This is a genomic window from Streptococcus infantis, from assembly GCF_021497965.1.
In the GTDB taxonomy this organism is placed as follows: domain Bacteria; phylum Bacillota; class Bacilli; order Lactobacillales; family Streptococcaceae; genus Streptococcus; species Streptococcus infantis_B.
The window spans coordinates 1,279,472-1,302,845 of record NZ_CP046525.1; the positions used below are offsets into that span (position 1 = coordinate 1,279,472).

29 protein-coding genes and 1 other annotated feature are annotated in these 23,374 nt (G+C 40.8%); of the genes, 3 read left to right on the plus strand and 26 right to left on the minus strand.

Annotated elements, in window-relative coordinates:
• Positions 1-29: 29 nt before the first annotated feature.
• The 5 genes from yhbY to GOM46_RS06375 form a co-directional block, all read right to left on the minus strand.
• Positions 30-341 (minus strand): ribosome assembly RNA-binding protein YhbY, encoded by a 312-nt coding sequence (yhbY, locus tag GOM46_RS06355; protein WP_006149917.1) that lies wholly within the window; start codon positions 339-341, stop codon positions 30-32.
• A gap of 211 nt (positions 342-552) precedes the next feature.
• On the minus strand, positions 553-1,659 hold the full coding sequence (yqeH, locus tag GOM46_RS06360; protein ID WP_006149823.1) for a ribosome biogenesis GTPase YqeH: 1,107 nt from the start codon (positions 1,657-1,659) through the stop codon (positions 553-555).
• 2 nt (positions 1,660-1,661) lie between these two features.
• Positions 1,662-2,189, minus strand: coding sequence for a YqeG family HAD IIIA-type phosphatase (locus GOM46_RS06365; RefSeq protein WP_006149928.1), 528 nt, complete (start codon positions 2,187-2,189; stop codon positions 1,662-1,664).
• A 16-nt stretch (positions 2,190-2,205) separates the two neighbouring features.
• Positions 2,206-3,111, minus strand: a complete 906-nt coding sequence (locus tag GOM46_RS06370; protein WP_006149838.1) for a magnesium transporter CorA family protein — start codon at positions 3,109-3,111, stop codon at positions 2,206-2,208.
• 57 nt (positions 3,112-3,168) lie between these two features.
• Entirely contained in the window at positions 3,169-3,729 is a 561-nt protein-coding gene (locus GOM46_RS06375; RefSeq protein ID WP_006149940.1) for a mechanosensitive ion channel family protein, read from the minus strand.
• Between the two features lie 229 nt (positions 3,730-3,958).
• On the opposite strand from GOM46_RS06375, the gene GOM46_RS06380 reads away from it, so the two are divergent.
• Positions 3,959-4,927 carry an aromatic acid exporter family protein gene (locus GOM46_RS06380; protein ID WP_006149893.1) on the plus strand — a complete coding sequence of 323 codons (969 nt, stop codon included), beginning with the start codon at positions 3,959-3,961 and terminating at the stop codon, positions 4,925-4,927.
• 54 nt (positions 4,928-4,981) lie between these two features.
• Here GOM46_RS06380 and GOM46_RS06385 read toward each other — a convergent pair whose 3' ends face one another.
• A complete protein-coding gene (locus tag GOM46_RS06385; RefSeq protein ID WP_006149866.1) occupies positions 4,982-5,236 on the minus strand; it encodes a DUF3165 family protein in 255 nt (84 codons plus the stop codon).
• 19 nt (positions 5,237-5,255) lie between these two features.
• Positions 5,256-7,097, minus strand: a complete 1,842-nt coding sequence (typA, locus tag GOM46_RS06390; RefSeq protein WP_006149925.1) for a translational GTPase TypA — start codon at positions 7,095-7,097, stop codon at positions 5,256-5,258.
• Between the two features lie 159 nt (positions 7,098-7,256).
• Here typA and GOM46_RS06395 point away from each other — a divergent pair, with 159 nt between their 5' ends.
• A complete protein-coding gene (locus GOM46_RS06395; protein ID WP_006149920.1) occupies positions 7,257-7,982 on the plus strand; it encodes a 16S rRNA pseudouridine(516) synthase in 726 nt (241 codons plus the stop codon).
• 34 nt (positions 7,983-8,016) lie between these two features.
• On the opposite strand, the gene GOM46_RS06400 is transcribed toward GOM46_RS06395, so the two are convergent.
• The 9 genes from GOM46_RS06400 to GOM46_RS06440 form a co-directional block, all read right to left on the minus strand.
• Positions 8,017-8,268, minus strand: coding sequence for a hypothetical protein (locus GOM46_RS06400; RefSeq protein WP_006149852.1), 252 nt, complete (start codon positions 8,266-8,268; stop codon positions 8,017-8,019).
• 167 nt (positions 8,269-8,435) lie between these two features.
• Positions 8,436-8,681, minus strand: a complete 246-nt coding sequence (locus GOM46_RS06405; protein ID WP_235083352.1) for a DUF4190 domain-containing protein — start codon at positions 8,679-8,681, stop codon at positions 8,436-8,438.
• 181 nt (positions 8,682-8,862) lie between these two features.
• A complete protein-coding gene (locus GOM46_RS06410; RefSeq protein ID WP_006149827.1) occupies positions 8,863-9,090 on the minus strand; it encodes a hypothetical protein in 228 nt (75 codons plus the stop codon).
• 90 nt (positions 9,091-9,180) lie between these two features.
• Entirely contained in the window at positions 9,181-9,561 is a 381-nt protein-coding gene (locus tag GOM46_RS06415; protein ID WP_006149793.1) for a rhodanese-like domain-containing protein, read from the minus strand.
• A 5-nt stretch (positions 9,562-9,566) separates the two neighbouring features.
• Positions 9,567-9,791 (minus strand): YqgQ family protein, encoded by a 225-nt coding sequence (locus GOM46_RS06420; protein ID WP_000646475.1) that lies wholly within the window; start codon positions 9,789-9,791, stop codon positions 9,567-9,569.
• Between the two features lie 58 nt (positions 9,792-9,849).
• Positions 9,850-10,311 carry an ECF transporter S component gene (locus tag GOM46_RS06425; protein ID WP_235083353.1) on the minus strand — a complete coding sequence of 154 codons (462 nt, stop codon included), beginning with the start codon at positions 10,309-10,311 and terminating at the stop codon, positions 9,850-9,852.
• Positions 10,289-11,062 (minus strand): bifunctional hydroxymethylpyrimidine kinase/phosphomethylpyrimidine kinase, encoded by a 774-nt coding sequence (locus tag GOM46_RS06430; RefSeq protein ID WP_006149815.1) that lies wholly within the window; start codon positions 11,060-11,062, stop codon positions 10,289-10,291. Before GOM46_RS06430 ends, GOM46_RS06425 begins: the two co-directional genes overlap by 23 nt.
• Positions 11,052-11,801, minus strand: a complete 750-nt coding sequence (gene truA, locus GOM46_RS06435; protein WP_006149953.1) for a tRNA pseudouridine(38-40) synthase TruA — start codon at positions 11,799-11,801, stop codon at positions 11,052-11,054. Before truA ends, GOM46_RS06430 begins: the two co-directional genes overlap by 11 nt.
• An 85-nt stretch (positions 11,802-11,886) precedes the next feature.
• A complete protein-coding gene (locus GOM46_RS06440) occupies positions 11,887-12,342 on the minus strand; it encodes a GNAT family N-acetyltransferase (RefSeq protein WP_235083354.1) in 456 nt (151 codons plus the stop codon).
• A gap of 70 nt (positions 12,343-12,412) precedes the next feature.
• Between GOM46_RS06440 and GOM46_RS06445 the strand changes: the two genes are divergently transcribed.
• Complete coding sequence (locus tag GOM46_RS06445) at positions 12,413-13,075, plus strand: prepilin peptidase (protein ID WP_006149819.1); 663 nt, start codon at positions 12,413-12,415, stop codon at positions 13,073-13,075.
• Here the strand turns inward: GOM46_RS06445 and trpA are convergent.
• The 10 genes from trpA to GOM46_RS06495 form a co-directional block, all read right to left on the minus strand.
• Entirely contained in the window at positions 13,044-13,826 is a 783-nt protein-coding gene (gene trpA, locus GOM46_RS06450; RefSeq protein WP_006149858.1) for a tryptophan synthase subunit alpha, read from the minus strand. The two genes, GOM46_RS06445 and trpA, sit on opposite strands and share 32 nt — an antisense overlap.
• Positions 13,819-15,042, minus strand: coding sequence for a tryptophan synthase subunit beta (trpB, locus tag GOM46_RS06455; RefSeq protein WP_006149843.1), 1,224 nt, complete (start codon positions 15,040-15,042; stop codon positions 13,819-13,821). The genes trpA and trpB (GOM46_RS06455) overlap by 8 nt, the downstream gene beginning before the upstream one ends.
• Positions 15,020-15,619: a phosphoribosylanthranilate isomerase gene (locus tag GOM46_RS06460; protein WP_006149903.1), complete on the minus strand. Its 600-nt coding sequence runs from the start codon at positions 15,617-15,619 to the stop codon at positions 15,020-15,022. Before GOM46_RS06460 ends, trpB (GOM46_RS06455) begins: the two co-directional genes overlap by 23 nt.
• Positions 15,606-16,373 carry an indole-3-glycerol phosphate synthase TrpC gene (gene trpC / locus GOM46_RS06465; protein ID WP_006149820.1) on the minus strand — a complete coding sequence of 256 codons (768 nt, stop codon included), beginning with the start codon at positions 16,371-16,373 and terminating at the stop codon, positions 15,606-15,608. The genes GOM46_RS06460 and trpC overlap by 14 nt, the downstream gene beginning before the upstream one ends.
• Positions 16,370-17,374, minus strand: coding sequence for an anthranilate phosphoribosyltransferase (trpD, locus tag GOM46_RS06470; RefSeq protein ID WP_006149842.1), 1,005 nt, complete (start codon positions 17,372-17,374; stop codon positions 16,370-16,372). Before trpD ends, trpC begins: the two co-directional genes overlap by 4 nt.
• Positions 17,375-17,384: 10 nt before the next feature.
• Entirely contained in the window at positions 17,385-17,951 is a 567-nt protein-coding gene (locus GOM46_RS06475; RefSeq protein WP_006149948.1) for an aminodeoxychorismate/anthranilate synthase component II, read from the minus strand.
• Positions 17,948-19,309, minus strand: a complete 1,362-nt coding sequence (gene trpE, locus GOM46_RS06480) for an anthranilate synthase component I (RefSeq protein WP_006149939.1) — start codon at positions 19,307-19,309, stop codon at positions 17,948-17,950. Before trpE ends, GOM46_RS06475 begins: the two co-directional genes overlap by 4 nt.
• A 526-nt stretch (positions 19,310-19,835) precedes the next feature.
• Positions 19,836-21,014 (minus strand): tryptophan synthase subunit beta, encoded by a 1,179-nt coding sequence (gene trpB, locus GOM46_RS06485; RefSeq protein WP_025169964.1) that lies wholly within the window; start codon positions 21,012-21,014, stop codon positions 19,836-19,838.
• 63 nt (positions 21,015-21,077) lie between these two features.
• Positions 21,078-21,307, minus strand: a binding site (T-box leader).
• 60 nt (positions 21,308-21,367) lie between these two features.
• Positions 21,368-22,594: a DegT/DnrJ/EryC1/StrS family aminotransferase gene (locus tag GOM46_RS06490; protein WP_006149833.1), complete on the minus strand. Its 1,227-nt coding sequence runs from the start codon at positions 22,592-22,594 to the stop codon at positions 21,368-21,370.
• A gap of 38 nt (positions 22,595-22,632) precedes the next feature.
• Positions 22,633-23,325, minus strand: a complete 693-nt coding sequence (locus tag GOM46_RS06495) for a sugar transferase (RefSeq protein WP_006149937.1) — start codon at positions 23,323-23,325, stop codon at positions 22,633-22,635.
• Positions 23,326-23,374: the final 49 nt, after the last annotated feature.

Here is a 23,374-nt window from a genome sequence, read left to right on the forward strand (position 1 = left end):
TGTAAAAACAGTTTTTGGGAGTGTCATTCTTAGATTTCTTTAACTTTTTTAGAAATCTTGCGATTTTCTTTCTTGATTGATTGTTTATACAAAATCAAGATGCGTCCGATTTTTTGAACTGTGTCCACACCGATTTCTTCTTCCAATATTTCAGCTACTTCGTGGATATTCTCATCTGTGTTTTGCAAGAGAGTAACCTTGATCAATTCACGAGCGTCTAGTGCTTGACGTACGCTGGTTTTGATTTGGTCGTTGAGACCATTTTTCCCGATTTGGATGATGGGTTTGAGGGTGTGTGCCTGGCTGTTGAGGAAGGCACGTTGTTTTGATGTTAATGACATATTCTTTCTTCCTTTTTTGATAGTTATTTTAGGTGGTGAGGGACGGTCGGAACTAATTTTCCAAAGATATCATCTTTGAAAAATGGATTTCCTGACCTCACAATTGAGCCTAGGTCTCAATTGTGCCCCTTGCCAATCTATGGATTGGCAATCACACCACGGCAATAACTATCTCTGTATGAGCTCACTTTGTTCGCTCAGTAATTTTATTTTAAATAATTGCTTTTCGTGTGACGACTGCGACGCCTTCTGGGGCCCAGACGGCTACTTTGGCAGTTCCTGTTACACGAATCCAGCCTAGTCCTGAAATAACTAGGTCTGTCTTGTCCTTGATAGTAAAGACATGTTGGACCAGTTTTGGAAAATCTTCTTTTTCCTTGCTATTTGGCGGTGTGAGAAGAGTTCCCAGGTGCTTGTCGTAAAAATCACTAGCTCCCTCCAGTTTGGTACGATGAAGTTTGAGTTCATTGTCAAAGAAAGCTGTGAAACCTTGCTTCTCTCCTGCAATAAAGTCAAAACGTCCCAGACCACCTAAAAATAGGGTTTGTTCAGGGTTTAGCTGATAGGTTTTGGGTTTGATTTCCTTTTTAGGACTGACATACTTGAGATTTTTAGCCGTCAAGTAGTGAGCCATCTGATGACGGTGTATAATCCCCGGTGTATCATAGATATAAGATCCGTCATCAAGCGGAATCTCAATCTTGTCCAAGGTTGTACCCGGGAATCGAGACGTCGTGATGACATTCTGGTCACCCGTGATTTCCTGGATGATGGCATTGATAAGAGTTGATTTACCGACATTAGTCACCCCAACTACATAGACATCGCGTCCTTTACGGTAATGCTCGATTTTTTCAATGACTTCCTTGATAGCATGCTTATTTTGAGCTGAAGTCAGAACAACGTCCACAGGACGTAGACCTTCTTCGTGGGCACGTTCCATGAGCCATTGGCTAATCTTCCCAGCCTTTACTGACTTAGGTAGGATATCTTTTTTATTTCCGACTAAGAGCACATCATTACCTGATACAAAGCGTGGCAAACCTGGGATAACAGAGCCATTGAAGTCAAAAATATCAATGACATTGACCACCAAGGCATCACTATCTCCTACCTCGTGCAAGAGTTTGAGGAAATCATCATCTGTCAACTGCACATCTGTAATTTCATTATAATGACGAAGACGGAAACAACGTTGGCAATATACTTCTCCAGTTTCCAAACCTTTTTCCAATGCTGACTGAGGTGTAAAACCCAACCCAGTCTTATCTTCCGTCTGAATGGTTGCTCCACAACCAATACAGAGAATTTCTTCCATAGTTAAATTCCTTTTTTATAAGTAATAGGTCCGTACTTCTCAGTGATTTGCTTCATAACACGACGTTCACGAGCTCGGTTGATTTGCGTTTTGATGGAATCGTGCTGCACCAAGGGTTTAACCAAAATCGAGCGAATTCCTGCACGGTGAGCTGCACGAATATCTGTCATGAGCTGATCCCCAACCATGACCACTTCATTTTTCTCATAGTGGAATTCTTTCATCGCTCGATCAATCCCGAAAGTAAAAGGCTTCAAAGCCCAGTAAACATAATCAATTCCAAATTTTTCAACTGCTCGTTGAACACGTTTTTTAGAATTGTTTGAGACTACGATAATGCGAATCCCTGCATCACGAAGATCATGCAACCATCGTTTCATGTCTGGAGTCCCGTCAGGGTTATTCCAAGCAATGAGAGTGTTATCTAAATCTACCAAAACAGCTTTTATTCCCTGTTTTTGCAGGCTTTCTACTGTCAAATCATAAACTGCTTCCACAGCAAAATCTGGCATGTAATGTTCAATCGCCATTCTGGCTCCTTCTCTTTTATTTCCTAGTAATTTTCTTCAGCCATTGAGATAAGGCTGCCCATAAAATCAAGCTAGCCATTAAGATATAAATCCAAGCATTTGGCTCTTCTGTAAATGGTAGAGGAACATTCATTCCGAAGAAACCTGTAATAACCGCAAGTACTGCTAGTAAGACGGAGATAATGGTCAAAATTGTCAAACTATCATTCAGGTTATTGTTTAGGATGTTGTTGTAAGAAGCGGAGAGTTGTTGCAAGACTTGAGAAATCAAATCTGTCATAGACACCAACTGATGGGCTTCAATCATCGCATCATCAAACTGCTCTCGTTCGACATCGTTAAATCTCCGATAAAGAGCATGACCTTGGATATGTTCCAATAAAAGTCGATTTTGTTTTGCCGCTGCTGTCAAGTAAACCATACCAGTCTCCAAGTCAGAGAGGGCGAAAAGATTTTTCTTTGTTGTGGTTTGACGTAGCAAGGCACTAATTTCGTCCTTACTTTTATCCATTTCTTCAATGACGGGATAATAAGCGTTACTAATAATCTCTAAACCGGCAAAGAGAAATTTGTAAATAGAAAGGGACTCATGACTATTCAGATAAGATAACATTTGATCAATGACATAAGCGTTCTTATGGTTACTAATCGTAATCATTCGTTGTTTTTCAACGATAAAGGTCATAGGAATGGCTTCATAGTAATCCTTGTCCTTTTCTAAGTCCAGAACATTGTAGATAAAGGTCACAGTCCCATTCTCACGGTTGTAATCCATATGGGCACGTTCATTTTTATCCAGCGCATATTCGATGGTTTCCTTATCCAATCCGTAGATTTCAGATAAATCTTCAAGATTTTTAATTTTTTCAATATCAAGATTTATCCAGGTACAACCATTTCCTAATTGTTTATCTAAAACCATCATTTCTCCTCTGTCAAACTTCCTCCATTATACCATAAATAAAGGGAAATTTCAGTTCTACTCTTCTCTTGAAAAATTGCTAACTACAGTGATATTACGGTTAGGAACAAAGTGGAGGGCTTGGTCATCACCTCTTAGTTGAGTAGTTCGAATTCCAACACTAACTACTTTCCCCGATACAGTAATGGGACCATTTGTCAAAACGACCTCATCTCCCACATCCAACTGACGTTCAAAGAGAATAAAGAAACCATTGATGACATCTGAAAGGAAACCTTGTGCCCCCATACCAATCGCAACCCCAGCAATCCCAGCACCAGCTAGTAAACTTGATACAGGCAGTCCTAGGATAGATAAAATGCAGTAGACTAAGAAGAAATAGAGAATGTAATTAAAGACATTTTCAAGCAAACGCGAAATTGTCTTCTGTCTTCCCGCGTCCCGATTTGAAAATTTAAGCGATGGTTTTACAATTCTCTTAACAGTCGTATGAAGTAGCTTTTTAGCAATATAAAATAGTACAAATAAAATTAAAAGAGAAATCACTTTTGTCAAGAGATTCTCAAATACTGAGGTTAAATCTAGCTTATCAAAATAACTTTTAAAAAATTCTTGCATGTAAAACTCCTTTCTAATTATTATACCACAAAACGATATCTGAACCAGTTTGGCAAATATTCATTCTGCCAATATTATCAATAGATTGACTTGATTTCAAAACATATTTATACTATAATCAAACCACTACATAGAGAACAAATTAGTTTCTCAATAACTCTCTTGGAATAGACCTTTCTACCTCACCTACTACTAAAACTTTAAAGCATTTATCTCAAGGAAATATTCTATGTCTATCACTCAACGTACTTTAAAACTAGTCCTGGCAACCTGTTTTGCTTGTTTACTAGCCTACTTTTTTGATTTGTCATCAGCTGTATCAGCTGGTATCATTGCTATCTTGAGTCTTTCTGATACTCGAAGAAGCACGATCAAGCTAGCCCGCAATCGACTTTTTTCAACCTTGCTGGCGTTAATGATTGGTGTTATTGCCTTTCAACTAACTGGTTATCATATCTGGAGCTTTGGACTCTACTTAGCATTCTATGTTCCCCTTGCCTATAAACTTGGTTGGGAAATTGGAATCACTCCTAGTAGCGTTCTGGTCAGCCATCTCTTAATCCAACAATCAACAGCACCAGCACTTTTACTGAATGAGCTCTTACTCTTCCTAATCGGTACTGGCTTTGCGCTTCTGGTCAATCTCTACATGCCTTCACGTGAAAAAGACATTCAACATTATCATACGCTTGTTGAAGAAAAACTTAGAGATGTCCTTCTACGGCTTTCTTACTATCTGAAAAGAGGAGATGGCCGTAATCAGGCTCAACTTGTAAATGAACTTGATCAACTGCTTGAGGATGCTCTTAAGTTAGTTTACCTCGATCATTCTGACCATCTCTTTCACCAGACAGATTATCATATTCACTACTTTGAGATGCGACAAAGGCAAACGCGTATCTTGAGAAATATGGCACAACAGATTAATACTTGCCAACTAGCCGCAAGTGAGAGCCTTATTGTCGCACAGCTCTTTTCAAAGACAGCTAGTCAATTGAGTCAAACCAATCCAGCCTATGACTTATTGAATGATATCGATAGCTACCTGCAGGTATTTCGCAATCGTAGTCTCCCTAAAACAAGAGAAGAGTTTGAAACACGGGCGACACTATTACAACTCTTTCGTGAATTAGAACATTTTATCCAGATAAAAGTAGATTTCTACAACCGTTATTCTGACAATGACAGTAACAAATAAAAACTTCTATCGGCAACACAGTTGCTAATAGAAGTTTTTTTGTTATTAATAGATTTAATTTTCTCGCTTCTTTCGAATAGACATGAGACTGATATCTCTCAAACTAAAGTAGGTAAGAGCTAGCATCCCCAATGTAATAAAGATTTCTGCTGGAAGTTGGAAGATTTGTAGAGTTGACAGCATCAATAAAATCAAGAGAGCAACCAATCCGAAAACCAGAATAACAACGTTGACCGTTCCCTTAATACTTTGAGGAGTCGCAAAGATATAAAGTAAGAGTAATAAAATCCCTATGATTAGATAGACCATTTTTATCTCTTTCTAGCTCTTATTCAGCTGATTTTTTCTTTTTGTTTGCTTTTTCGCGCTCTGCCTTATTCAAGATTTGTTTACGCAAACGGATTGATTCAGGCGTTACTTCCATGTATTCATCATCGTTCAAGAACTCAAGTGATTCTTCAAGCGTCAAGATACGAGGAGTTTTGATAACCGCTGTTTGGTCTTTAGTAGCTGAACGAACGTTGGTCATTTGTTTTGCTTTCGTGATATTAACAGTCAAGTCATTTTCACGAGAGTTTTCACCGATGATCATTCCTTCGTAAACCTCAGTACCTGGGTTAACAAAGATAGTACCACGTTCTTCGATAGACATGATTGAGTAGGTTGTTGCCTTACCAGCATCGATAGAAACAAGAGCACCACGATGACGTCCACCAATTTCTCCTGGAATCAATGGCAAGTATTGGTCGAAGGTATGGTTCATGATACCGTAACCACGAGTCATTGACAAGAACTCAGTTGAGTATCCAATCAAACCACGCGCAGGAACTAGGAAGACCAAACGAGTTTGACCGTTACCAGTTGAGATCATATCCAACATTTCACCTTTACGTTCAGAAAGACTTTGGATAACAGATCCTTGGTATTCTTCTGGTGTGTCAATTTGCACGCGTTCAAACGGCTCACATTTAACACCATCGATTTCTTTGATGATAACTTCTGGACGAGATACTTGAAGCTCATATCCTTCACGACGCATGGTTTCGATCAAGATAGACAAGTGCAATTCCCCACGTCCTGAAACGGTCCATTTATCTGGTGAGTCCGTTGGGTCTACACGAAGAGAAACGTCTGTTTGCAATTCTGCTTGAAGGCGCTCTTCAACCTTACGTGAAGTAACCCATTTCCCTTCACGACCAGCAAAAGGTGAGTTGTTAACCAAGAAGGTCATTTGAAGGGTTGGCTCATCAATATGAAGAACTGGAAGAGCTTCAACTGCATCTGTTGGAGTAATGGTTTCACCAACGAAGATATCTTCCATACCTGATACGGCAATCAAATCACCAGCCTTAGCTTCTTGGATTTCACGACGTTCCAAACCAAAGAAACCAAAGAGTTTTGTAACACGGAAGTTTTTAGTTGTACCATCTAGTTTAGAAAGAGTTACTTGATCCCCAACTTTCACACTACCACGGAAGATACGTCCGATACCGATACGTCCTACGAAGTCATTGTAGTCAAGAAGTGACACTTGGAATTGAAGGGGTTCATCTGAGTTATCAACTGGAGCTGGAATGTGGTCGATAATGGTGTCAAAGATTGGCGCCATAGTCTTTTCTTGGTCTGCTGGATCATCTGACAATGAAGATGTTCCGTTGATCGCTGAAGCATAGACTACTGGGAAGTCAAGCTGATCATCATCTGCACCAAGTTCGATGAAAAGTTCCAAAACTTCATCCACTACTTCTGCTGGACGAGCTGATGGCTTATCGATTTTGTTAACTACAACGATAGGTACAAGGTCTTGTTCCAAGGCTTTTTTCAATACGAAACGAGTCTGTGGCATGGTTCCTTCGTAAGCATCTACGACCAAAACAACACCGTCAACCATTTTCATGATACGTTCTACTTCTCCACCGAAGTCCGCGTGTCCTGGTGTATCCATGATGTTAATACGAGTTCCGTTGTAAGCAACGGCTGTATTTTTAGCAAGGATGGTGATTCCACGCTCTTTCTCGATATCGTTTGAGTCCATTGCACGCTCAGCCAATTCTGTACGTGCGTCAAGAGTTTCAGATTGTTTCAACAATTCGTCAACGAGGGTTGTTTTCCCGTGGTCGACGTGGGCGATAATCGCGATATTACGGATATCTTCTCTTAATTTTGTCATGATTTCCTCTATTTATTTCAAATTTATTTTCTAACTGAACGATTATACCACAATTTTAAGCAAATGGCATAACTCAAGTAAGTGTAAATGTTTTCAAAAGAAAATTCATTTCTTCTCTTTTCTTTTCAAAAATATCGACTTGTGATAAGATAGGCTGGTATGCGTTTAGATAAATTATTAGCCCAGGAAAAAATTAGTCGAAAAACCATGAAACAAGCTCTTCTCAAAAAAGAAATCTTAGTTGATGGACTCCCTGCTACTTCCCTTGCACACAATGTTGATACAGGGTTGCAAGAGTTGATTTTCAAAGATAGAAAAATCCAAGGATATGAACATACTTACCTCATGCTTCACAAACCAAATGGTGTCGTGACAGCAAGCAAAGACAAAAAACTTCCAACCGTCATGGGCCTCCTTCCTCAACATCTCCAGTCAGACCAACTCTATGCTATTGGTCGGCTGGATCGAGATACGACAGGATTTCTCATCTTGACGGATAATGGACCTTTAGGTTTTCAACTCCTCCACCCTCAGTATCATGTGGATAAAACTTATCAAGTTGAGGTCAATGGACCACTGACTCCTAACCATATCCAAGAGTTCAAGGATGGAATAGTCTTTCTTGATGGAACTGTCTGTAAACCAGCTCAGCTTGAAATTCTAGCCTCAAGTCCTAGCCACAGTAGAGCCACCATCACCATATCGGAAGGAAAATTTCACCAGGTCAAGAAAATGTTCCTCTCAGTCGGTGTCAAGGTCACTGCCCTCAAACGAGTTCAGTTCGGGGATTTCCTATTAGACCCTGACCTAGCAGAAGGTCAATACAGGCACTTGAATCAAGAGGAATTGAAAATCATTAAAAAATATTTAGAAAAGAGTAGGTAAAACAAAAAAGCTTTAAAACTAAAGCTCTTTTGTTTTAATTAATTCTCGAAAGTTGTGAGATAAGTACGATACAGATAAGTGCAGAAATCACAATCCCTAACACAATCCCTAAAATAGAGAGAATTTTTTCTGTCTTATAGTCTAGTCCAGACTCTTTTTGATGTGAATTAGCCAAGGCTAAACCAAAAATACCAAAAATAATACTGAACACTGGGAATCCAAAGGCAAGTATGATAGATATGATACTCAAAACAATTGGGGCTTTTTTCTTTTCTTCTGTATTCATATTATAAAAACTCCTTAAATTTATTACAGATTCATTATACCACACAAAGAGATTTTATCTAATGTGCAATAAATAACCTTTCCCTTGAGCCAGGAAATATTAGAAATGATTGATACCTACTTCGAGAAGATTGGATAAAATAAAAAAGCTTTAAATATAAAGCTTTTTTAGATTCTTGCTAAGCTATAAAATAAAGCGATGTCCACAATCAAGCTAAGGACAGAAACTACGATCCCCCCGATACTTAGGATTCTTTCTCTTTTAAAATCTAGACCAGATTCTTTTTGACTTGAATTAGCCATTACTAGTCCAACGATACCTAGAATCAGTCCTACTATTGGAGATGGCAATCCAAGGACGATTGATAGAATACCTAAAATAAGTGGGTGTTTTTTCTTTTTGTGTGTATCCATATTATAAAACTCCTTAAATTTATTACAGATTCATTATATCACACAAAGAGATTTTATCTAATGTGCAATAAATAACCTTTCCCTTGAGCCGGGAAATATTAGAAATGATTGATACCTACTTCGAGAAGATTGGATAAAATAAAAAAGCTTTAAATATAAAGCTTTTTTGTTAGAATCCTGATTAGTGCATCATCAAAATGACTCCTGCAATCCAGTTAAGGACTGAAATGACAATCCCTACGATATTGAGGATTTTTTCTGTTTTATAATTTAGTCCAGATTGATTTTGGTGTGAATTACCCAATACTAATCCAATGATACCCAAAATCAGACCTACGATTGGAGATAATAAACCAAGGACGATAGATAGGATACCTAAAACAAGCGATGCTTTTTTCTTTTCTTGCATAATAAAAACTCCTTAAAATTTATATTACTATTATACTATAAAAAGTCATATTTCTATATTAAACATATGTGACAAGTTTTTTTCACATTGTTAATTAGATTTCACCTTCCCAGTCCAAGAATCCAATCCATAAGAGAGGATATAGATTTCTGAGAAACCTTGTTTTTTCAAGAAAAGCGCTGCATTTGTGACACGTTGCGCACGTTGGTTCTCATAAAGAAGGACAGGCTTATCCTTGCGAAGCGCTGCGAGACTTGTCTTCAATTGATTTGAAGGGATATTACGAGCTCCGAGGATATGTTTTCTGTGGAAGTCAGCTGGATCACGCAAATCAATCAACTGACCTGTACGAATCAAAGACTCAAACTCTGCATTGTCTACGATTTTCGCTGCTCGACGAATGCGAAGATAGTTGTATCCCATCCAAGCTAACATTGCTACGACAAGTCCCCATAATACCCAAGTTACCATAATACTTAATCTCCATTTTTTTCTAAATAGTCTAATTCTAGTTTGTGCTCTCTACGCAGAACAGCTTCTGCTTCAAGATAATCCAGCTTGTCCATCAAGCCTGCATCATAGATTCGAGATAGTTCAATCTTCATCAGTTCAATGTCATAGAGACGTTTCCCCATATAGACAATAATGCCAAACTGTTTGAGAAATTGTTGCACATCATAGAGTGTTTTCATAGCTTTCATTTTAGCAAATATTCAGAGTTTTTTCAATAGTTCCCGCAGAGGATTCCCTTTTTCACGATTATCTGAATTTCCTTACACTATGACAAAGAAGAAATCCTAAAGTCATTCCAACGATATTTTGCAGGAGATTTGGGATGATTTCTGGTATGGCTGCTCCCCAACCATTCATCCAAGCCGATGCCAGAGCATAGCCAGCTACCATGAAAATAGTCGCCAAGACTAAGCCTAGCCATTGCCATTTCCCTTTAAAACCTGCGAAATAGCCTTGGAAACCATGATTAAGTAAGCTAAAAAACATCCACTGAGGATAACCTGAAATAAGGTCAATGAGAAATCCTGCTAAACCTCCGACAACGGCTCCTTCACGGCTGCCAAAGTAAAAGGCTGTAAAGAAGACACCGACGTCCAAAAGTGTAAAAATTCCGGTTGGGGTCGGGATTTTAATAAAATAACCTAATACTACAGAACTGGCTGCTAAGATGGATACTAGGGCGATTTTAGTTGTTTTGGTTTGCTTCATATTGTCTCACTCCATATTGATCTGCTTGAGCAATAGCTCGGTAAACAAAGGCCTTGGAACTTTCAATTGCTGGCAAGAGTTCCTCTCCCTTGACTAACTGGCTGGCAATACTAGATGCAAAGGTACATCCTGCACCAGCATTTTGTCCTTGGATGACTGGATTTTCAAGGATTGTGAAATTTTCTCCGTCATAAAAGACATCCACAGCCTTATCCTGACTAAGGCGATTTCCACCCTTGATAATCACTACTGGTGCACCCAAATCATGCAGTTTTTTGGCTGCAGTTTTCATGTCTTCCAGGCTTTCAATCTTTTGGTCTGCAAGCAACTCTGCCTCAGGAAGATTCGGAGTAATCACAGATACATAAGGGAAAAAGCGAATCAACTCTTGACAGAGCTCGCTGACTGCAACGTCGTGCGTTTCCTTACAAACCAATACGGGGTCCAAGACCACTGGAACTCCTGATCTTTCCTTAATGAAAATCAAGGCTTTCTCAGCAACACCGACCGTTGGCAAGAGACCAATCTTAATCCCTCCAAAGTCTACACTCTTGAGGCTATCCAACTGTTGTTGGAAAATAGTTTCATCTGTCGGAAAGACCTCAAAACCATTTTCTGTCAAGGCAGTCAAGCAGGTCATAGCTACAAATCCATGCAAACCATTCAAAGTATAGGTGGCAAGGTCAGCAGCTAATCCGCCACCACTAAAAATATCATTTCCTGAAAGTGCTAAAATACGATTATTCTTCATAACGAATCTCCTTCAAATACAAACCATTGGGTGCTGCAGTTGGGCCTGCCAACTGTCTGTCTTTTTTCTCCAAAATCAGGTCAATCTGCTCAATTGACATCCGATTGTTGCCAATTTTTAGCAGGGTTCCAACCATATTTCGAATCTGCTTATAGAGGAAGCCATTGCCAGAGAATGTAAAGGTCAAAAACTGCCCTGTTTCATCAACCCTAAGACTAGCTTCCGTAATCGTTCGAACCTTGTTCTCTACACTAGTCCCTGATGCTGTAAAACCAGTAAAATCATGTGTTCCCTCCAGTTTTTTTACAGCAAGCTGCATCCGCTCCACATCTAGTGAATAGGGATAATGAGTCGCATAATGGCGACGCATGGGATTTTTGGGACGCCCTCTATCTACGATAAACTCGTAGGTCTTGCTATGCTTGGCATAACGGCAATGAAAATCATCGGCCACAATCTCAATCGAAATCACATCGATGTCTTCAGGACTTTGGGTATCAAGAGCAAAGCGAAGTTTTTCCTCATCCATCTGATAGGGAAGATCAAAGTGGATGACCTGTCCTAATGCATGAACACCACTGTCCGTTCGCCCAGCACCATGAATGGTAATGGCCTGTCCTTTATTTAATTTGGCTAAAGTTTTTTCAATTTCCTCCTGAACACTACGCGCATGAGGTTGCCGCTGAAAACCGGCAAAAGCGTAGCCATCATAGGAAATTATAGCTTTATATCTAGTCATGTATCTATTTTATCAAGAAAATTTCTCTGCAACAAGTTTGAGAATTAAAAATTGTAAGGGGACAGTTTTGGGTTTCATCTAGTTCTTACCTAGATTTTCTCATGATGTATTTTCGTATAGGTACTTCAACCATTTGAACGATTTCAAATCCTTCCTTTTGGTAAAGATTGTAAGCTGTTTGATTTGCCTCGTAGACATTTAGAGAAATAGTATCTATGTCTTCATTTTCAAAGGCCAAACTAACAAATTTCCTTAAAGCCTGCCTACCTAACCCCTGCCCCTGTTTCTGAGGATTGATAAAAAATCTCCCGATATGAAGATTCCTGTCTTCTAACCTGATTTTCTGGATGACGCCTACAAACTCTTCTCCAACAAAAATGGAAAAAATCCCTTCCATCTTTTGCAAGGATTGGGTAATCAAGGGATAAGAAATCTTTGGCCCCATCCATTGCTTCTGAAAACTTTCTCCCAAAGCATTAGACCACTGACAAATGAGTTTGGCATTTTCTAACTGAAGTCCTTTTTCAAAGTGAATTTTCATATTTGCTCCTATAACTTCTCCTATATCCAACTATTATACTCTTTCTCTTATTTTTTCCGAATAAATAAGTATGATTCATCTTTACTTTTTTCTTGTTGGAACGATTCTTGCTTCCTTTCTAGGCTTGGTCATTGATCGCTTTCCTGAACAATCCATCGTATTTCCTGCAAGTCACTGTGATTCTTGTCAGACTCCTTTGAGACCTCTGGATTTGATTCCAATTGTTTCTCAAGTAATTGGGCGCTTTCGCTGTCGCTATTGTAAGGTACGATATCCTTTCTGGTATGCTTTCTTTGAGTTAGGCTCGGGACTGCTCTTTCTAGCTTTTTCTTGGAAAATTCTAACCTTGAGTCAAGTCATCCTAATCACTGCCGGTTTAACTTTGGGAATCTATGACTTTCGACATCAAGAATACCCCTTAATCGTCTGGCTAATATTTCACTTAATTCTCATGGTTTGCTCTAGTTGGAATCTAATCATGGTTTTCTTCCTAGTTCTTGGAATCATTGCCCATGTTATCGATATCCGTATAGGAGCAGGTGATTTTCTCTTTCTAACTTCTTGTGCCCTTATTTTTAGCCTAACTGAAATGCTGATTCTCATTCAATTTGCTTCTACAATCGGCATTCTAGCCTTTCTCCTGCTAAGGAAAAAGGAAAGACTTCCTTTTGTGCCTTTCCTATTACTTGCTGCTTGCGTGATTATTTTTGGTAAGCTACTGCTTCTTGGATAAAGTCAGCGATTTCTGCTACTTGTCCTTCATGCAGAGCCTTAACAATCTTGGAACCGACGATGACGCCATCTGATACTGCATTGAAGCGTTCCACATCAGCCTGAGTGGATACACCAAATCCGGTCAATACTGGAATGTCAGCCACTTGATGAAGTTGAGCCAAGTGCTTGTCCAAGTCAGATCGGTAATTTCCTGATTTCCCTGTTACCCCATTGATAGCAACGGCATAGACAAATCCTTCTGCCCCTTCAATGAGTTCCTTTTGACGCTCAATTCCTGTCGTCAAGCTAACAAGTGGAATCAAGGCAATGTCTGTATCCGCCAAATATGGCTCTACAAAGTTGGCATGTTCATGAGGAAGGTCTGGGATAATCAAACCCTTGACTGCTGTATCAGTAAGATCTTTAACCAATTTCTCCACACCGTACTGAAAGAGGGGATTAAAGTAGGTCATGATGACAAGCGGAATTTCTGTTTCAATGGTTTTCAAGGTTTCAACCAAAGCCTGGGTAGAGGTTCCGCGAGCTAGACTGCGCAAGCCTGCTTCTTCGATAACAGGACCATCTGCAACCGGGTCTGAAAAGGGAACTCCTACCTCAATGGCAGACACACCCAAATCTTCTAAAAAGTGAATTGTTTCTCCGAGACCAGACAAACCTTTTTCATGGTCTCCAGCCATAATATAGGGGACAAAAATTCCCTTTCCGGTTGCCTTGATAGCGTTCAGTTTTTCTGTTAGTGTCTTAGGCATGAGCTTCTCCCTTCTTTGCTGCGTCTGCTTCCAAACGGTCTTTGACTTGAACTACATCCTTGTCCCCGCGACCTGATAGACAGACAATCATAGACTTGTCTGGACCAAGTTCTTTGGCTAATTTCACCGCAAAGGCGATAGCGTGACTAGACTCCAAAGCTGGGATAATCCCTTCCACACGAGACAAGAGTTGGAATCCTTCCAAGGCTTCCTCATCTGTCACAGGAACATAGGTCGCACGCTTGATGTCGTGGTAGTGAGAATGTTCAGGACCGATACCTGGGTAGTCCAAACCTGCTGAGATAGAGAAGGCTTCTAAGATTTGTCCATGGGCATCTTGGAGCACATCCATGAGAGAACCGTGAAGAACTCCTGGTCGACCCTTGGTCAAGGTTGCTGCATGATGCTCTGTATCCACACCAAGTCCTGCCGCTTCAGCTCCATACATAGCTACAGATTCATCTTCCACAAATGGATGGAAGAGACCGATAGCATTAGAACCTCCACCAACACAGGCTACTAGGGCATCTGGCAAATCTTGCCCTGTCAAGTCACGGTACTGTTGTTTTGCTTCTCGACCGATAACACTTTGGAAATCACGCACAATTTCTGGAAAAGGATGAGGCCCCAAGGCAGAACCAAGGATATAGTGGGTATCATCGATGTTGGCTACCCATGAACGAAGGGCTGCATTGACCGCGTCTTTAAGCACGCGCGAACCATCTGTTACAGCTTCCACCTTGGCTCCCAAAAGTTCCATACGAAAGACATTGAGGGCTTGGCGTTTAACATCTTCCTCACCCATATAGATAGTACATTCCATGTTGAAAAGGGCTGCAGCTGTTGCAGTTGCTACACCGTGCTGACCGGCACCAGTTTCAGCGATAATTTTCTTTTTGCCCATGCGTTTAGCGAGAAGAACTTGTCCCAAGGCATTGTTAATCTTGTGTGCACCTGTATGGTTGAGGTCTTCACGTTTGAGGTAAATCTTGGCTCCGCCGATATGCTGGGTCAAGTTTTTTGCGTAGTAAAGAGGTGTTTCACGTCCTACATACTGGCGCAAAAGTTGGTTTAACTCTTCTTGGAAACTTGGATCTGCCTGACTTTCACGATAAGCTTCTTCCAACTCCAATACTGCTGTCATCAATGTTTCTGGGACAAAACGTCCACCGAATTTTCCGTAAAATCCTTCTTTATTTGGTTCTTGATATGCCATGTTTTACTCTCTCTATAAATCTTCTAATCTTTTCATGATCTTTTTGTCCGTCTGTCTCTACACCACTTGATACATCTACTGCAAAGGGGGTAAAGTGTTGAATAGCTTCTTCTACATTATCCTCATTGAGCCCACCTGCGATGAAGAAAGGCTGGGCTAGTTCTGTCGTATCTAGTTGCCCCCAATCAAAGGTTTGACCACTTCCTGCCACAGGTGCATCAAAGAGGAGATAGTCTGCCCGAGAACTTGGCACATGACCATCTCCATCCACTTGCACAGCCTGAATGCCGGCACAAGGCAAATCCTCAAAAAAATCATTCGCCACCTGACCATGAACCTGCACCAAGTCCAAGCCAACTTTTTCAATCGCTTCTAGTAATTCTTCCCGACTTGGTGAAACAAATACACCAACCTTTTTTACATTTGTAGGAATAATCTCAGCCAGCTCTGTTGCTTGTTCCAGGGTCACCTGTCTTTTGCTAGGAGCAAAGACAAAACCGATGTAATCCGTCCCTGCTGAAACGGCTGTTCCCACCGCTTCTTTGGTCGATAGTCCACAAATCTTAACCTTTGTCAATCTGCAACTCCTTGATTCTCTGGGCTACGTCTTCTGCTTGCATGAGGGCTGTTCCTACCAAAATTCCGTTAAAGTAGGGTGCAACTCGTTTCGCATCTGCTTCTGTAAAAATAGCAGATTCAGAAATGTAGAAGCAATCGTCCTTAAAGTATTGGGCCAAGTCTACACTGGTCTGTAAGTCGACTTCAAAGGTAGTCAAATTACGATTATTCACACCAATAATTTGAGCGCCAAGGCGGTGAGCCACTTCTAGCTCAGCCAGATTATGAGTTTCCACCAACACTTCTAGTCCAAGCTCTGTCGCATAGTCATACAGTTCCTTGAGGCGTTCTTCTGATAAAGCCGCTACGATGAGCAAGATAACTGTCGCACCTGCATTGCGAGCTCGGATGATTTGCTTTTCATCGATAATAAAATCCTTGTTCAGCGTCGGAATCTGTACCTGACTGGAAATCTCACGAAGGTAATCCAAATGACCTTTGAAGAAAACTTCGTCTGTCAATACAGAAATCATAACAGCGCCGTTAGCCTCGTAAGTCTGGGCCTGTTGAACGATATCCACATCCAGATTGATATCACCCATACTTGGACTCGCCTTCTTGACCTCTGCAATGATTTGCAAGCGGTCCTGATGGTTTTTCAAATATTCAGCTAAGCGATAGCTTGCTCGCAGGGGCTGAAACTCCTCTCGCTCCATCTTTTCAACTTCACGCGCCTTCTGTTCTAAGATACGTGACAAAAATTCCTGACTCATTTTTGATACTCCTGTAATAGTCTGAGTTTTTCAAGGGCCTTACCACTAGCTATCACTTGACGTGCCATTTCAACTCCGTCTTTGATAGTATCTACCTTACCATTGGCATAAAAACCAAGGCCAGCATTTAAGACTGTTGTTTCCAAGAATGGACTTGGTTCGTTATTAAGAACGCTAACAAGAATGGCTGCATTCTCATGAGCATTTCCCCCACGAATGTCCTCAATGGCAATGCGTTCCATTCCCAAATCTTCTGGGGTAAAGGTTGACAAAGTGATTTCACCATTTTCAAGAAGGGCAATGCTAGTAGTACCATTCAAACCAGCTTCATCTAATCCTTCCGGACCAGCTACTACAATGGCACGTTTGCGACCCATGTTTTTCAAAACCTGAGCAGTACTTTCTAGAAGTTCTGGACGACTAATTCCTAGAAGCTGTGTTTCCAAGATCATTGGGTGAATGAGTGGACCTGTCAAATTCATGATGGTTGGAATTCCCAACTCCAAGCGTGCTGGCATGACATATTTCATAGCTGGATGCATGTTTTTGGCAAAGAGAAAGACAATTCCTGTTTGATCAAATACCTTACCCAATTGTGCTGGCTTGAGGTCAATATTGATTCCCAAAGCTTGCAAGACATCTGCTGAACCAGATTTAGAGGAAATTGAACGATTACCATGTTTAGCCATATGGATGCCTCCACCTGCTAAGACAAAGGCTGCAGTTGTTGAAATGTTGAAGCTAAATGACTTATCTCCACCTGTACCGCAGTTATCCATAGCATCTTGAATGTTGGTTGGAATGTGTTGAGCATGTCCTCTCATGACTTGAGCGAGGGCTGTTCTTTCTTCAGGTGTCTCTCCCTTCATCTTGAGGGCTAAAAGAAGTGAAGCGATTTGTGCTTCTGTCACTCGCCCTGTTACGATGCGTTCGATCACATCTGTCATTTCAACACTTGATAGGTCTTCAAAGTTCGCTAATTTTTCAATAATTTCTTTCATTTTGTCTTCCTCACTTTACAACTTTCTCGATAAAATTCTGAATAGAAGATAGGCCATCTGGTGTTCCAATACTTTCTGGATGATACTGCAAGCCATAAATCGGCAAGATTTTGTGTTGAATTCCCATAATGGCTTGGTCATCTGTCGAACGAGCTGTCACTTCAAACTCTTCCGGCATCTCTTCAATTAAAATACTGTGGTAACGCATGACTGGGCGATTGTCCTCAATCTCTTGATAGAGAACGGATGGAGTCTCAAATCGGATTTGGCTTTGTTTACCGTGCATAACTTTAGGAGCCAAGCCCAACTTGCCACCAAAGACTTCTGCGATGGCCTGGTGCCCCAAACAAATCCCTAGAATCGGTTTCTTACCTGCAAAATCACGAATCATTTCTTCCATCTTCCCAGCATCAGCTGGCCAACCTGGACCAGGAGAAAAGACCAGTCCATCTGCCTTTGTAGCTTCTTCATAAAGGGTTGGATCATCATTTCTTAAAACCTGAACTTCTGCGAAATTCCCAATGTATTGGGCTAGGTTATAGGTAAATGAATCATAATTATCAATCAATAAAATCATGGTCTTAGTTCTCCCATTCTAGTCATAGATTTAGCTTTATTAATCGTTTCTTGGTATTCGTTTTGAGCGATAGAATCATAAACAATTCCTGCTCCAGCCTGCACATAGGCTGTTTTATTTTTTAGAACCATGGTTCGAATTGCAATGGCAAAGTCAATATCTCCAGTTGCTGAAAGGTAGCCGATAGCTCCGGCATAAACGCCTCGCTTCTCTGTTTCCAACTCATATATGCGTTTCATAGCACGAATCTTAGGGGCCCCAGAAACTGTTCCTGCCGGAAGAGTCGCTTTCAAGGCATCCATGGCAGTCAGTTCTGGCAACAAACGTCCTTTTACTACGCTAGTCAAATGCATGACATAGCGGAAAAGTTCCACTTCCATATACTTGGTTACTTGGACACTTGCTGTTTCAGCAATTCTACCGATATCATTGCGTCCTAGGTCCACTAGCATTCGGTGTTCTGCCGTTTCCTTTTCATCAGAAAGTAGATCACTTGCAAGTGCTGCATCTTCCTCGTCATTTGCACCTCTAGGTCGCGTCCCTGCAATCGGATTGGTTGTTACAATGCCGTTTTTTACGGAAACCAAGCTCTCAGGACTGGCACCGATGATTTGATAATCTCCAAAGTCATAAAAGTATAGGTAATTTGATGGATTTGTTACTCGGAGATTTCTGTAGAAGTCAAAAGGATTTCCAGTTACTTCTGCTGAGAAACGCTGACTGAGCACGCATTGGAACATATCTCCATTGCGAATCAAGTCGCGAGCTGTTTCTACCATTTCTTCAAATTTCTGAGGTGCAATATGTGGTCTAAACTGAAGTGGAGAAACGTCCAAGTCTTCAAATTCATTTGGAGCAGGGATTTTCAACTCCTCTAAAACCTGATTTAAAGCAACTTCTAGTTCATCATTGCTACGATCACTGTAAAGAGCATCCTCGATGATATGAATTTTTTCTTTCTTGTGGTCAAATACCATATAACTCTCGTAAACAAAGAAATGCATATCTGGCGTCCCAATCGTATCCTCAGGAAGCTGGCCAACCTCTTCGTAAAGAGAAATCATGTCGTAACCAACAAAGCCAATCGCTCCACCACCAAAAGGTAGGTCTGAATGGTGCTGGCTCTTTTGTGTCACCTCATAAAGGAAATCCAATGGGTCACGATCAATCACTTGGCCATTTTGATATAGAACTCCATTCTTAAACTTAATCTCAAAAACTGGATTATAGGCCAAGATAGAAAATCGAGCATTTTCCTTTTCTCTTGGGATACTTTCAAGTATGACCTTGTGTTGTCCATTTAAGCGCATATACGCCAAGATTGGTGATAAAACATCTCCATGAATGATTCGTTCCATTGTAATTTCCCTTTCAGTTCCTTATTTTTAATTTTTTATCTTTTTTCTATTTCCCTTAAATAGTGCGGACGGGAGCAACTTTCTCCGAAATTTCATCCCTAATTTTTGAGCCATGTGTCTCAAAAATTCCGTCCTAGAGAAGCAAAGATGCTTCTCTAGGATACCACCATGGCGGGAAATAGCGGTTCGATGCTCACTTCGTTCGCAAATATTTTATAGAAATCTACCTATTGATGAAGCATAATTATAACTGAATAGCCACACCTATAATACATATATAAAAATCCCCACGCAAAATAACTTGCGTGAGGACGAAATTCGCGGTGCCACCTCAATTATAGGATTTCTCCTATCTCTCATTCCTGTCTCAGATAGCTCCTGTAACAGGTTGTGCGATAAAGGGCACTCCCTTGAGAATTATGAATTCTTCTCTCGTTTGAGATGGACCCAACCTTACAGCTTTCCCTGCTTGTTTTCAGCAACCACAAGCTCTCTGAGAGAGAAACAGCTATAATTTTTCCATCTTTTATTTTTTAGCTTCAAGGTAGTCTGCAATAGCAGCTACGTCCTTGTCTCCACGACCAGAGACATTGATGATGATAATCTCATCTTTACTTAGTTTTGGTGCGCGTTTGACTGCTTCTGCGATGGCATGCGAGCTTTCGATCGCTGGGATAATTCCTTCTGTCTTGCTTAGTAAAAGCAAGGCTTGAACAGCCTCTTCATCAGTCGCTGCAACATACTCTACACGACCAGAGTCTTTAAAGAAGGCATGTTCTGGACCAACCCCTGGATAGTCCAAACCTGCTGAGATAGAGTAAACTGGCGCGAGCTCTCCATCTTCCTTAAAGACTGCATAGGTCTTCATTCCATCGACAATTCCTACACTGCCCTTGGTCATTGTTGCCGCGTGTTTGTCAGTATCTAGACCGTGACCAGCAGCTTCTACCCCAACCAATTTAACTTCTTCATCACCTACATACTGTGAAAAGGCACCGATGGCATTCGAACCACCACCCACACAGGCAATGACGTAGTCTGGCAAACGTCCTTCTTTTTCCAAGATTTGACGACGTGATTCTTCACTGATTACTTTTTGGAATTCATGAACAATCGTTGGGTAAGGGTGCGGACCTACAGCCGAACCTAAAACGTAGAAAGCATCAAGGTCATTCATCCATGCTCCAAAGGCTGCGTCAACCGCATCTTTGAGGGTACGAGTACCAGTTTCAACTGCGTGAACAGTTGCTCCCATCATCTCCATGCGGAACACATTGAGACGTTGACGCTCCACATCTTCTGCCCCCATGTAGACATCACATGCCATACCAAATTTGGCTGCCGCTGCAGCTGTCGCAACACCGTGCTGACCAGCTCCTGTCTCTGCAATGACACGTTTTTTACCCATACGTTTGGCAAGAAGGATCTGCCCTAAAACGTTGTTAAGCTTGTGAGAACCCAGGTGGTTAAGGTCTTCGCGCTTGAGATAAATCTTAGCGCCACCTAAGTGATCTGTCAAACTTTCCGCAAAATAAAGCGGTGTTTCACGACCTGAATAATCCTTCAAGTAATGACGATATTCTGCCAAAAATTCTGGATCATCCTTGTATTTATCAAAAGTCACTTCCAACTCATCTAATAAAGCCTGAATTGGTTCTGGTACAAAACTACCACCAAATTGTCCAAAATATCCTTTAGTTGTCATAAATTTTTCCTCTTTTCCATTGTTCCAAAATATGAAAAAGCCCACACACGGAATTTACTTCCATGTGAGGGCGTTTGTAACGCGGTACCACCTCATTTGTAAAGAGAATACCCCTTTACATCTCTGCCTTGTCTAACAACAAGTTGCACTGTAAGGTGTGCCTACCGAATTTTCATTGTTTCAAATTCACTTTTAAAATCAGCCCAATTTCACTAGTTCCAACCACCTGTTCACAGTAACCACAGGCTCCCTGAAGATTAAAAATAATTACTTTTCTGATTTGTTGAGTTAATTATATGTTATTGTTTTTCCTTTGTCAACCGTTTTCACTAATTTTTTACTAATTTTTTTAATTATTTTTGTGAAGCACCTAGAACTTCATCAGAAACTTTGACAAAAGTCTCAATGATATAATCTACTTCTTCATCCGTTAATTTGGTATGAAGCGGTAATGTAATCTCGTTTACAAAGTAGGCATAGGCCTTAGGATAGTTTGCCATTTCGAAGCCAAGATTTTTATAGGCTGTCAAAAGCGGAAGCGGTTTGTAGTGAACGTTACTTGCGATTCCAGCTTTGGCCAATTCTTGGATAATTTGATTGCGTTGTTCGAGACTAGCACCTTCTACATGGGTAACGTAAAGGTGACGACAAGATTCAACAGTATCTGTCTCATGCGCCAATGGGTAAATACGAGTTCCTGCAAATCCACGGTCGTAGCGACTTACGATTTCTTTACGACGTTGAAGCAAGCCAGGATAACGATCCAATTGTACCAAACCAATTGAAGCCATGATATCTGTCATGTTGCACTTGTAGGCAGGAGTTACGATATCGTATTCCCATGAACCTAGTTGCATCTTAGCTAGCGCATCTTTTGTTTGACCATGAAGGGAAAGAATTTGGAATTCCTTGTACATTTCTTCATCATCAATAGCTGGATTAGCTTTCCAGGTCGCACTTCCTCCTTCAGCAGTTGTAAAATTCTTAACTGCGTGGAAAGAGAATGATGTAAAGTCTGCAATGGAACCAGCTGGTTGTCCTTTATAGGTTGAACCCAAAGCATGGGCACTATCAGAGACAATCACAATACGGTTAAAGGCCTTTTGCCACTTGCTAGTAGCTGTAAAGAGGTCACGTTTCTTCTCAACAACTTGGAACAAACGGTCATAGTCACAGACAATCCCTGCAAGTTCTACTGGGATGATAACCTTAGTCTTCTCAGTAATCGCTTGCTCAAGCTTGTCATAGTCCATTTCAAAGGTATCACCTTGGATATCAACCATAACTGGTGTAGCACCTACGTGAGTGATAACGCTACATGATGCTGTATAAGTCATAGCCGGAACGATAACTTCATCGCCAGGACCCACTTCAAGCACGCGCAAGATCAATTCAAGAGCTGCTGTTGCAGAGTTGAGGCAGACTGTCTTAGGTGTCTGAGTATAGGCAGATAGACGACGCTCCAATTCTTTTGTCTTTGGACCTGTTGTGATCCAACCAGAACGGAGGGTATCTGCTACTTCAGCAATTTCAGCTTCGGTAATATCAGGTGGTGAAAATGGAATATTATACTTTGTCATTGTTTTACTCCTTTGATCGGTTTCAATCTTGCGACTAATTATTTTAAAACTTCAAATACAGTCTGGAACATGATCTTAATATCCCCGAAGAAATTAAAATCACGTAGGTAGGCTAGATTATAGTGCATTTTTTCTGGTAGGACTCTCTCAACATAAGCCTGGTCAACAGTCATACCTTTTGCAGTCATTTGACTGATAATGGCATCCTCGTCCTTATAGTTAATGCTGGCAAGCGACGTAATCCCAGCAGGCAAGAGCAAGGTAGCCATCATTTCTGGGCTGTACTGCTCTGTGTAGCGTGGTACTTCTGGACGAGTTCCCACAAAGGACATCTCTCCTTTGAGAACATTGACCAATTGCGGAAGTTCATCCAAACGAACACGTCGAATGAAATTTCCAACTTTGGTGATGCGGCTGTCATTGGCAGATGTTACGAGACTTCCTTTCTTGTCCGCATCGGTCACCATGGTTCGGAATTTCCAAATCTTGAAATGTCGGTTGTATTGGGTTACCCGAACTTGCTTGTAAATGACTGGGCCCTTACTATCAAGCTTAATCCAAATGCTTAGAATTAGAAATACGGGTGAAGTCAAGATTAACAAGACCAAGGCTAGAAACAAGTCTAGACAACGCTTGAGAATCAGTGAACCTTTTCTTCCAGAGACGAGCTGGTAGTATGGTTTTACCTCGCTCAATTGCATCTCCTGAGGTAGTTCATCCCATTTCAGCATGCACATTCTCCTCTGTTTTTTAATATGTAATCTTTAAACATTCTACATT

What these genes read in the sequence shown, in the direction of transcription:
- GOM46_RS06375 (WP_006149940.1), bottom strand. Translation starts at nt 3,729, where the DNA reads ATGCAAGAATTTTTTAAAAGTTATTTTGATAAGCTAGATTTAACCTCA.
- GOM46_RS06490 (WP_006149833.1), bottom strand. Translation starts at nt 22,594, where the DNA reads ATGACAAAGTATAATATTCCATTTTCACCACCTGATATTACCGAAGCT.
- trpE (WP_006149939.1), bottom strand. Translation starts at nt 19,309, where the DNA reads ATGGAACGAATCATTCATGGAGATGTTTTATCACCAATCTTGGCGTAT.
- GOM46_RS06395 (WP_006149920.1), top strand. Translation starts at nt 7,257, where the DNA reads ATGCGTTTAGATAAATTATTAGCCCAGGAAAAAATTAGTCGAAAAACC.
- GOM46_RS06370 (WP_006149838.1), bottom strand. Translation starts at nt 3,111, where the DNA reads ATGGTTTTAGATAAACAATTAGGAAATGGTTGTACCTGGATAAATCTT.
- GOM46_RS06365 (WP_006149928.1), bottom strand. Translation starts at nt 2,189, where the DNA reads ATGGCGATTGAACATTACATGCCAGATTTTGCTGTGGAAGCAGTTTAT.
- trpB (WP_006149843.1), bottom strand. Translation starts at nt 15,042, where the DNA reads ATGGCATATCAAGAACCAAATAAAGAAGGATTTTACGGAAAATTCGGT.
- truA (WP_006149953.1), bottom strand. Translation starts at nt 11,801, where the DNA reads ATGACTAGATATAAAGCTATAATTTCCTATGATGGCTACGCTTTTGCC.
- GOM46_RS06380 (WP_006149893.1), top strand. Translation starts at nt 3,959, where the DNA reads ATGTCTATCACTCAACGTACTTTAAAACTAGTCCTGGCAACCTGTTTT.
- GOM46_RS06475 (WP_006149948.1), bottom strand. Translation starts at nt 17,951, where the DNA reads ATGATTTTATTGATTGATAATTATGATTCATTTACCTATAACCTAGCC.
- trpD (WP_006149842.1), bottom strand. Translation starts at nt 17,374, where the DNA reads ATGAAAGAAATTATTGAAAAATTAGCGAACTTTGAAGACCTATCAAGT.
- trpB (WP_025169964.1), bottom strand. Translation starts at nt 21,014, where the DNA reads ATGACAACTAAAGGATATTTTGGACAATTTGGTGGTAGTTTTGTACCA.
- GOM46_RS06420 (WP_000646475.1), bottom strand. Translation starts at nt 9,791, where the DNA reads ATGAAAGCTATGAAAACACTCTATGATGTGCAACAATTTCTCAAACAG.
- yhbY (WP_006149917.1), bottom strand. Translation starts at nt 341, where the DNA reads ATGTCATTAACATCAAAACAACGTGCCTTCCTCAACAGCCAGGCACAC.
- GOM46_RS06415 (WP_006149793.1), bottom strand. Translation starts at nt 9,561, where the DNA reads ATGGTAACTTGGGTATTATGGGGACTTGTCGTAGCAATGTTAGCTTGG.
- GOM46_RS06495 (WP_006149937.1), bottom strand. Translation starts at nt 23,325, where the DNA reads ATGCTGAAATGGGATGAACTACCTCAGGAGATGCAATTGAGCGAGGTA.
- trpA (WP_006149858.1), bottom strand. Translation starts at nt 13,826, where the DNA reads ATGCCTAAGACACTAACAGAAAAACTGAACGCTATCAAGGCAACCGGA.
- GOM46_RS06400 (WP_006149852.1), bottom strand. Translation starts at nt 8,268, where the DNA reads ATGAATACAGAAGAAAAGAAAAAAGCCCCAATTGTTTTGAGTATCATA.
- GOM46_RS06385 (WP_006149866.1), bottom strand. Translation starts at nt 5,236, where the DNA reads ATGGTCTATCTAATCATAGGGATTTTATTACTCTTACTTTATATCTTT.
- GOM46_RS06445 (WP_006149819.1), top strand. Translation starts at nt 12,413, where the DNA reads ATGATTCATCTTTACTTTTTTCTTGTTGGAACGATTCTTGCTTCCTTT.
- typA (WP_006149925.1), bottom strand. Translation starts at nt 7,097, where the DNA reads ATGACAAAATTAAGAGAAGATATCCGTAATATCGCGATTATCGCCCAC.
- trpC (WP_006149820.1), bottom strand. Translation starts at nt 16,373, where the DNA reads ATGAGTCAGGAATTTTTGTCACGTATCTTAGAACAGAAGGCGCGTGAA.
- GOM46_RS06410 (WP_006149827.1), bottom strand. Translation starts at nt 9,090, where the DNA reads ATGCAAGAAAAGAAAAAAGCATCGCTTGTTTTAGGTATCCTATCTATC.
- GOM46_RS06430 (WP_006149815.1), bottom strand. Translation starts at nt 11,062, where the DNA reads ATGAAGAATAATCGTATTTTAGCACTTTCAGGAAATGATATTTTTAGT.
- GOM46_RS06425 (WP_235083353.1), bottom strand. Translation starts at nt 10,311, where the DNA reads ATGAAGCAAACCAAAACAACTAAAATCGCCCTAGTATCCATCTTAGCA.
- yqeH (WP_006149823.1), bottom strand. Translation starts at nt 1,659, where the DNA reads ATGGAAGAAATTCTCTGTATTGGTTGTGGAGCAACCATTCAGACGGAA.
- GOM46_RS06405 (WP_235083352.1), bottom strand. Translation starts at nt 8,681, where the DNA reads ATGGATACACACAAAAAGAAAAAACACCCACTTATTTTAGGTATTCTA.
- GOM46_RS06440 (WP_235083354.1), bottom strand. Translation starts at nt 12,342, where the DNA reads ATGAAAATTCACTTTGAAAAAGGACTTCAGTTAGAAAATGCCAAACTC.